At 69.1% G+C, this 7,857-nt stretch carries 9 protein-coding genes; 3 read left to right on the plus strand and 6 right to left on the minus strand.

All coding sequences use genetic code 11. From position 1 onward, the window contains the following. Positions 1 to 61: 61 nt before the first annotated feature. Complete coding sequence (locus tag I2487_RS08535; protein WP_207170717.1) at positions 62 to 2,164, minus strand: S9 family peptidase; 2,103 nt, start codon at positions 2,162 to 2,164, stop codon at positions 62 to 64. Between the two features lie 197 nt (positions 2,165 to 2,361). On the opposite strand from I2487_RS08535, the gene I2487_RS08540 reads away from it, so the two are divergent. Continuing rightward, entirely contained in the window at positions 2,362 to 2,937 is a 576-nt protein-coding gene (locus I2487_RS08540) for a DNA-3-methyladenine glycosylase I (RefSeq protein WP_255546130.1), read from the plus strand. A gap of 35 nt (positions 2,938 to 2,972) precedes the next feature. Here the strand turns inward: I2487_RS08540 and I2487_RS08545 are convergent, their stop codons facing one another. From I2487_RS08545 to infC, 5 genes are all read right to left on the minus strand, one after another. Next, complete coding sequence (locus tag I2487_RS08545; protein ID WP_207170716.1) at positions 2,973 to 3,278, minus strand: RNHCP domain-containing protein; 306 nt, start codon at positions 3,276 to 3,278, stop codon at positions 2,973 to 2,975. Beyond that, complete coding sequence (locus I2487_RS08550; RefSeq protein ID WP_207170715.1) at positions 3,275 to 4,249, minus strand: TrmH family RNA methyltransferase; 975 nt, start codon at positions 4,247 to 4,249, stop codon at positions 3,275 to 3,277. Before I2487_RS08550 ends, I2487_RS08545 begins: the two co-directional genes overlap by 4 nt. A gap of 138 nt (positions 4,250 to 4,387) precedes the next feature. Continuing rightward, positions 4,388 to 4,768: a 50S ribosomal protein L20 gene (gene rplT, locus I2487_RS08555; RefSeq protein WP_058888465.1), complete on the minus strand. Its 381-nt coding sequence runs from the start codon at positions 4,766 to 4,768 to the stop codon at positions 4,388 to 4,390. Between the two features lie 49 nt (positions 4,769 to 4,817). After that, positions 4,818 to 5,012, minus strand: a complete 195-nt coding sequence (gene rpmI, locus I2487_RS08560) for a 50S ribosomal protein L35 (RefSeq protein ID WP_036474096.1) — start codon at positions 5,010 to 5,012, stop codon at positions 4,818 to 4,820. Between the two features lie 257 nt (positions 5,013 to 5,269). Then, complete coding sequence (infC, locus tag I2487_RS08565) at positions 5,270 to 5,980, minus strand: translation initiation factor IF-3 (protein WP_084479376.1); 711 nt, start codon at positions 5,978 to 5,980, stop codon at positions 5,270 to 5,272. A gap of 136 nt (positions 5,981 to 6,116) precedes the next feature. Here infC and I2487_RS08570 point away from each other — a divergent pair, with 136 nt between their 5' ends. After that, positions 6,117 to 6,497: a DUF1844 domain-containing protein gene (locus tag I2487_RS08570; RefSeq protein WP_207170714.1), complete on the plus strand. Its 381-nt coding sequence runs from the start codon at positions 6,117 to 6,119 to the stop codon at positions 6,495 to 6,497. 123 nt (positions 6,498 to 6,620) lie between these two features. Continuing rightward, the coding region (locus I2487_RS08575) for a glycosyltransferase family protein (RefSeq protein WP_207170713.1) at positions 6,621 to 7,857 on the plus strand (1,237 nt) is incomplete at its 3' end.

Below are 7,857 nucleotides of genomic sequence, written 5' to 3' on the forward strand. Positions count from 1 at the left end.
CCGGGCCTGTCTCACCGGCTCCGCCTGTCCGCCCGGGCGGGCGGGCGGGCGGGCGCCGGAGTCAGTCGGCAGCCGGTGCAGTGAGCCCCAGTTCTTCCGGTGGCACCGCCGCCTCGCCGAGCAGGTGCTCGGCGAGGAAGCCGGAGACCACCTGGTACCAGATCTTGGCGTGGGCGGGACTGAGCACCCAGTGGTTCTCGTCCGGGAAGTACAGGAACCGGTGCGCGCTCTGCCCGTCCTGATCAGCAGGCAGCCCGGACTTCGCGAGCAGCTCGTACCAGAGCCGCAGGCCCTCCCCGATCGGCACCCGGTAGTCCTTGTCGCCGTGGATCACCAGCATCGGGGTCACGATCTTCTCCACATGCAGGTGCGGCGAGTGCTCGGCGGCCATCCGCTCGTCGAGCTCGTTGCGCCAGTAGGAGGCCATGTCCGTGGTCGGTCCGAACTGGTCCAACGCCCACAGCGAGGCGTGGGTGACGATGGCGGAGAACCGGTCGGTCTGCCCGGCGATCCAGTTGGCCATATAGCCGCCGAAGGAGCCGCCCATCGCCGCGGTGCGCGTGGGGTCGATGTCCTCGCGCGCCTCGGTGACATCGGTGATCGCCATCAGATCGGTGAACGGGTGGCCGCCCCAGGAGTTCCAGCCGCGCTGGACGAACTCCTGTCCGTACCCGGTGGAGAGCGCCGGGTCCGGAAGCAGCACCGCGTAGCCCTGCTCCACCATCAGCCAGGGGTTCCAGCGCCAGGTCCAGGCGTTCCAGGAATTCAGCGGTCCGCCGTGGATCCAGAGCAGCAGCGGCGCCGGCTGCGTGGAGGAGGCCTGCTCGGGAAGTGCGAGCCAGGCGCGCACCGGTGCGCCGTCGGTCCCGGCTGCGGTGACCTCGGTCAGGCGGCCCGGGAGCTCCGGGCGCTGATGCGGGTTCTGCAGTCGCGTGGCCTCACCGGTGGCGAGATCGATCGAGACCACCTCTTCGGGGAAGGCGTAGCTCGAGCGCACCCCGTAGGCGGTGTGACCCTTGGGGTGCACGACGACGGCGGAGTAGGTCGCGTCCTCGGTGGTCACCTGGTGCACCGCGCCGGAAGCGGCATCCACCCGGAACACCGGGCCGCGACCGCCCTGATCGGCCAGCGCGAGCATAGCAGAGCCGTCCGGCAGCCAGGCCGCGGGGCTGAGCCACAGGTCTGCAGCCTCGGCGAGCCGGGTCAGCTCCCCGGTGTCCAGATCCAGCAGGTGCAGCTGCGGCTGCGGGGCCCGCTCCGGGGTCGGCTGGGCCGAGCGCAGAACAGCGGCGGTCCGACCATCCGGGCTGATCACTCCGGCGCTGAACGTGTAGCCGGGCTCATCGGCAATGATGCGACGTTCACCGGTGGCGATGTCCACCACGGCCAGGGCGTTGCGCTGACCTGCCCGGGGTTCCGGCACGATGACGCTGATCAGTGCGAGACCGCCCTCCGGGCTGAGCTGAACCTCGCCGCCGAAGCGTGCGCCGAGACCCTCGGTGAGGTGGCGCAGGCTCGCCTGCTCGGAATCCTGGGACGCCGGCGCGGCGGCGTCGTCGGGCTCGGTGTTCTCCGGCGCGGACTCCAGCGCGAACAGGCTCGGGCGGGCCGGTCCGAGGTCATGGTCCCAGAACCGGACCGGGTAGCCGGTGTGCAGGATCGCCTTGACCGAGGCGTCCTCGCGCCGGGTGTGCAGCTGCTCCTGGTCCTGCTCGCTGCGCGCTCCCGGCAGCAGCGGTGCGGTCAGCAGAATGGTGGATCCCCGCTGGGCGCAGTGCGGCTGGCTCACTCCGCCAGCCCTGCGGCTGACCAGCATCGATTCACCCCCGGCGGCCGGGAGCTTGTAGAGCGCGGAGCCCTTCTCCTCGGGCTTCTCCCCCGGGCGGGCCGAGGTGAAGTAGAGGTCACCCTCGGCGGAGAAGACCGGAGCCGCCTCGCCCTTGGCGCTGCGGGTAAGCCGCCGCGCGGCGCGGCTGCCCTGCGGGTCGATCTCCCACAGCGCTCCGGTGTAGCCGTCTCCTGCGGTGTTGACGGTGGAGACCGTGGTGACCAGCCGCGAGCCGTCGGGGCTCAGCGTGAGGCCGCTGAGCCGAGAGTGGCTGACGTAGTGGTCCAGGTCGGCGAAGATGCTCGGGCCGGGCTGTGTCGGTGTGCTGTTCGTCATGATGCTGTTCTACCAGCGCGGAGCAGCATCTGGTTGCAAGATGCAACTACCGGCGTGGTGGGCCGGGATACCCTGGTGCCGTGCCTTCTGACCAGAATCCTGCGCCGACCGCTTCGCTGACCTCTTCACCGACCCATCGCCCGGCCCCCGCGCGAGCGACCGCAGTCGAGACCGGACCTGCGGTCGGTCCCGATGGGCTGGCCCGCACGCCCTGGGCGCTGGGCAGCGAGATGATGCTGCGCTATTACGACACCGAATGGGGCATGCCGATCCGCGATGAACCGGGCCTGTTCGAACGCCTGAGCCTGGAGGGCTTCCAGTCGGGTCTCTCCTGGTCCACGATCCTGGCCAAGCGGGAGAACTTCCGCGCCGCCTTCGCGGGATTCGATCCCGAGGCCGTCGCGGAGTTCACCGAGGCGGACGTGCTGCGGCTGCTCCAGGACGCCGGGATCATTCGACATCGTGGGAAGATCACCGCGACCATCGGCAATGCCCGCGCCACCCTGGCGCTGCGGGAACACGGCGGCCTGTCCGCGCTGATCTGGTCCTTCAAGCCGGAGCAGACTCCGGTGCCGGAGACCATGGAGCAGGTGCCCACGCGATCCGCGGAGTCCGAGGCTCTGGCGAAGCGACTGAAGGCCGAGGGGTTCCGATTCGTCGGTCCCACCACGGCCTTCGCGCTGATGGAGGCCATCGGGATGGTCGACACCCACCTTGCAGGCTCGCACCGCCGCGGGGCTTCGCGGGTGCAGTTCACCAACCAGCCCGGCTGAACCTCAGGGCGTTTGAAGCTCAGCGCCGCTGAAGCTCAGTGCGGGCGTTGCAGCTCGATCACGCGGTCCATGTCATCGTCCGGGGCGAGCCGGTTCCGGTCCACCTGCCCGCACCGGGTGCAGCGGTGCAGCAGCAGGAAGCCCTTCTTGCCGGTGTGGTCCACGCCCACCGGCTCCATCGCGGCCCCACAGTTCGCGGCGCGGTCCCCCGGAGCGATGTCCACATGCCGGGAGTACAGGCAGCGGGGGCAGTGATTGCGATAGCTGCCACCGAGCTGTCTGGGAATCGGCTCCCCGCAGTGGATGCAGTCGAAGCCGGTGTTCTCGGCCTCCCGGCTCATGCCGTGGGTGCGCTCTCTCCGGCCTCGGACGCTGGCGCCTCGGCGGAGAGCGCGTGCTGAGCCATCGCGGTGGAGTACATGCACACCGTGGCCGCGGTGGCCACGTTCAGGGACTCGGCGGCCCCGAAGAGCGGGATCGCCACGCGCTGATCGGCGAGTTCACGCTCGGCGTGGGTCAGTCCGTGGGCCTCGTGACCGAGCAGCCACAGCGTGGGGGCCGCAGGGGTCGCGAGCTCGGCGAGCTGGACCTCACCCCGGCCGTCGGCGGCGAGCACCTGGAAGCCCTTGGCGCGAGCCGCCTCGGTCAGCTCCGCGGCGTCGATGCCGGTGAAGATCGGCACGTGGAAGTGTGATCCCGCCGCCGAACGCACGACCTTGGGGCTCCAGGGATCAACGGTCCCTGCAGAGAGCACCACGGCGCCGGCCCCGGCCGCATCCGCGGTGCGGATGATCGTGCCGGCATTGCCCGGGTCCTGCAGGCGCAGCATCGCAGCGACCTGCCCGGTGCCCTGGGCGACCTTCTCGAGCTGGGCGTCCAGCGCTTCACGTGCCGTGCTCACCGAGGGGATGCGGCAGACGGCGAGCATGCCCTGGGAGGTCTCGGCGTCGCCCATGGCGCGCAGCGCCTCGGGGGTGGCCTCGCGCAGGAACGGCCGGGCGTTCGAAGGCAGCTGGGTCTCCGGGTTGAACAGCACCCCGCGCATCCGGTCCAGCAGCGCGAGCACATCGGGGTGCCGCTCCAGTGCGGCGGGATCAAAGAAGAGCGCGTCCAGCTCGGGGAAGGGCTGCGGGCCCAGCTCCTGCTCCCACTGGCGCAGCCAGATCGTGAGTGCTTCGCGGACCGGCTGAGGCCCCTCCGCCAGGAAGAGTCCCTGCTTCTGCCGCGCGGAGCGCCCGGCCAGAGCCGCCACGCGACGGACGCGGTCAGACTTCGGGTTGTCGACGAGCTCGGGGTCGATGTGCTGGGACATGATTCTCTCTTCTCCTGCTTCGGGGCTGCTCATGTTTCTACGGGTGCTGCCAAGCGGCGCGCTGTCGCGAGCGGCCGCGCACATGCAGAAGGCGCCGCCCCCGATGAGGAGACGGCGCCTTCAGCCACGCGGATCGAGTCAGACTCGAGCGGCGTTGACGTCCTGCGGGAGCGCCTTGCGGGCGGTCTCGACCAGAACGCCGAATGAGTTGGCGTCGTAGACGGCCAGCTCAGCCAGCATGCGGCGATCAACCTCGACTCCAGCGGCCTTCAGGCCCTGGATGAAGCGGTTGTAGGTCATGCCGTGCGAGCGGGCGGCAGCGTTGATGCGCTGGATCCACAGGCGGCGGAAGTCACCCTTGCGCTTCTTGCGGTGCTGGTAGTTATAGACGTACGAGTGCAGCAGCTGCTCTTTCGCCTTGCGGTAAAGGCGTGAGCGCTGACCGCGGTAGCCGGAGGCCCTGTCTAGGACCTTGCGGCGCTTCTTATGACCATTGACGGCCCTCTTCACACGTGCCACGTGATATCTCCTTGAGTCTTAAAGTCTTCGGTGATGAATGTGCTGAGGCTCAGATGCCCAGCATCCGCTTGATGCGCTTCTCGTCGGCCTTGGTGACCAGGTGGTCTCCGGCCAGGCGGCGCTTCAGGCGTGAAGACTTGTGCTCCAGGTAGTGGCGACGGTTGGCCTGCTGGCGCTTGAGCTTGCCGGAACCGGTCAGCTTGAAGCGCTTCTTGGCCCCGCTATGGGTCTTCATCTTCGGCATGGTGCCGTTCTCCTTATGTCGTTCGGACCTGCAGCGCCTGTGCTCTCCCACCGTGAGCCGAGGCTCATCAGCTGGTGCGGCGGCGCAGAGGTGGGTCGGCCAGCGTGGCCGGCGCTGCTTGCGCAGCACGACGGATCCACGCCTCGGACCCCTTTTTGGGTGGTGGTGACCGCCCCCTGTGGGGCCGTCACGCAGACCAGCGCACCAGTCTACGTCATGAGAATGGTGCGCGGGTTCACCGTGAGGAGAGAAGGCCTCTAGAGGTTCTTCAACTCATCCGGCAGATAATCGGCCATGGAGTTCGAGAGCGGCGTCGCGTCCTTCTTCTCCGTAGGCAGCCGCTCGGCGTTCTTCCGCGAGCGGCGCTCGTTCTTGACCTTGGGCGCCTCGGCCTCGGCATCAGCCTCGACGGGATCCTCTTTCTTGGCCTGGTTCTTCGCCATCGCCTTGGCCTCGGCCTTGGTCTTGAGCGGACCGACGACCATCACCATATGGCGACCGTCCTGGCGCGGGGAGGACTCCACGGCGCCGAGATCAGCGACGTCCTGCGAGAAGCGCTGCAGGAGCCGCACGCCCATCTCCGGACGCTGCTGCTCGCGACCGCGGAACTGGATCATGGCCTTGACCTTGTCACCGGCATCCAGGAAGCGGCGAGCGTGACCGACCTTGGTGTTGTAGTCGTGGTCATCGATCTTCAGCCGGAAGCGGACCTCCTTGAGCACCGTGGTGCTCTGGTTCTTCCGCGACTCACGGGCCTTGACCGCAGCCTCATACTTGTACTTGCCGAAATCCATCAGCTTGCAGACGGGAGGCTTGGCCTGGGGCGCAACCTCTACCAGATCCAGATCCGACTCAGTGGCAAGACGAAGGGCGTCTTCAATGCGTACGACACCCACCTGCTCCCCCTGGGGGCCGACAAGACGGACTTCTGGTACGCGGATGCGTTCGTTGATGCGTGGTTCGCTGATCTGTCTAGCTCCTGTTGTGAGGAATTCGGTGAATGGGGAGACATCGGCTGGAGCGCTTCGTTGAGCTCAACTGGGCGCATTTCGCGGTGTTGAGCGCGTTTAGCGCGGCCGATGAGACTGTGACAAGCTTACCAGCATGCAGAGTGAGCAGAACAACCACGCCGGAGAATCCGATCTCGCCCAGGCGGTCAACCAGCGGTCCCGCGACATCTCCGAGGTGCCCGCGGTGGAGCTGATCAACACCGTCGCCGTGCACCTGATGAGTGCCGCCGCGGTCAAGACCGGCCTCGCCGACGACCCCAAGGCCGAGGAGCTCAAGGACCTCGATGAGGCCCGCAAGCTGATCACCGCACTCGCCGGCCTGATCACCGCCGCCGCTCCCGAGGTCGGTTCCACCCACGCCGCGCCGCTGCGTGACGGACTGCGCTCGCTCCAGCTCGCCTTCCGCGAAGAGTCCAGCGTCCCGGATGCGCCCGGCAAGGGCCCCGGCGAGAAGTGGACCGGACCGGTCAACTGAGCCTCCCTCATGAGGCGCTGAGGTCTTCATGAGAATCAGATGAGACCAGGATGAGAGAACTCGGAAGAGACTCTCATGCTGGTCTCATCGCTGCTTCACCTGCGGTGACCAGAGTGGTCTTCCATGAGCATCACCGTAGTCCTCTACTCCCACGACTCCGTCGGCCTGGGCCACGCCCGCCGCAATCGGGCTCTCGCCCACGCCCTGGCCGCGGACCTGCCGCGACTGACCGGGCACCCGGTGCGCGGGCTGCTGATCGCCGGACACCCCGATGCCACCGCGGACTCGCTGCCACCGGGCTGGGACTGGCTGGTCCTGCCCGGGTTCACCCGGACCGCTGAGGGCTACGCCTCCCGGAACCTCGACGTGAGCAACGGGCGGCTCTCCGAGCTGCGCCGCTGCACCGCGGCCGCGGCCATCACGGCGATGTCCCCCGATCTCTTCATCGCCGACCGCCACCCGTTCGGGGTCGACGGGGAGCTGCTGGACTCCCTGGAGTGGCTTCGGTCCCGAGGCACCCGCTGCGTGCTGGGGATGCGCGAGGTGCTGGACTCCCCGGCCGCGGCGCAGGCGGAGTGGGACCGGATCGGCGGGGCCTCGGCGGCCGCGCAGTTCTACCATGCGGTCTGGGTCTACGGTGACCCCTCGGTCTATAACCCGATCATCAGCGGTGAGATTCCGCAGCCGCTGGCCACCCGGACCCGGTTCACCGGCTACCTCAGCCACGGACGCCCCACCGATGAGCTCTGCGACTCCAGCGTCCGGGCACCGAAGCCCTACGTGCTCTCCATGGTCGGCGGAGGGTCCGACGGCGGCCGGCTGGCCCTGGCAGCCGCCCAGGCGCGGGTCCCCGCGGGGCATCGGCACATCATCCTGACCGGGCCGCAGATGCCGCGCCAGGACCACGCCAGCGTGGAGCGCGCCGTCGCAGCCTCCCCCGAGGCAGCTCAGATCCAGGTCACCCGGCTGGCACCGCACGTGCCGGCACTGGTGCGGGAGGCCGCCGCCGTCGTCTCGATGGCCGGCTACAACTCCACGGCCGAGATCATGGCCAGCACCACCCCGGCGCTGCTGGTGCCGCGCGCCACCCGTCGGGCCGAGCAGCCTCGGCGAGCCGAGGCCCTGGCCGCTGTGGGCGCCGTGGACACCCTCGCACTGGAGGAGCTCAGCGCGGAGGCGCTGAGCCGGTGGCTGGTCGACGCGGTGACCCGCCGGTGCGACCGCGACGCCGTGGACCTGGACGGGCTCACCCGGATCGGTGCACTGGCCGCCGCGGAGCTCTCGCTGGCGGCGCCCCCTGCGGTGCGGCGCGCTGCTGCTCTCCGCGTCGTCGCACCTCCCACCCCCGCACCCCCGGCTG

It is taken from the genome of Nesterenkonia sp. E16_10, from assembly GCF_017347085.1.
Lineage (GTDB): Bacteria > Actinomycetota > Actinomycetes > Actinomycetales > Micrococcaceae > Nesterenkonia.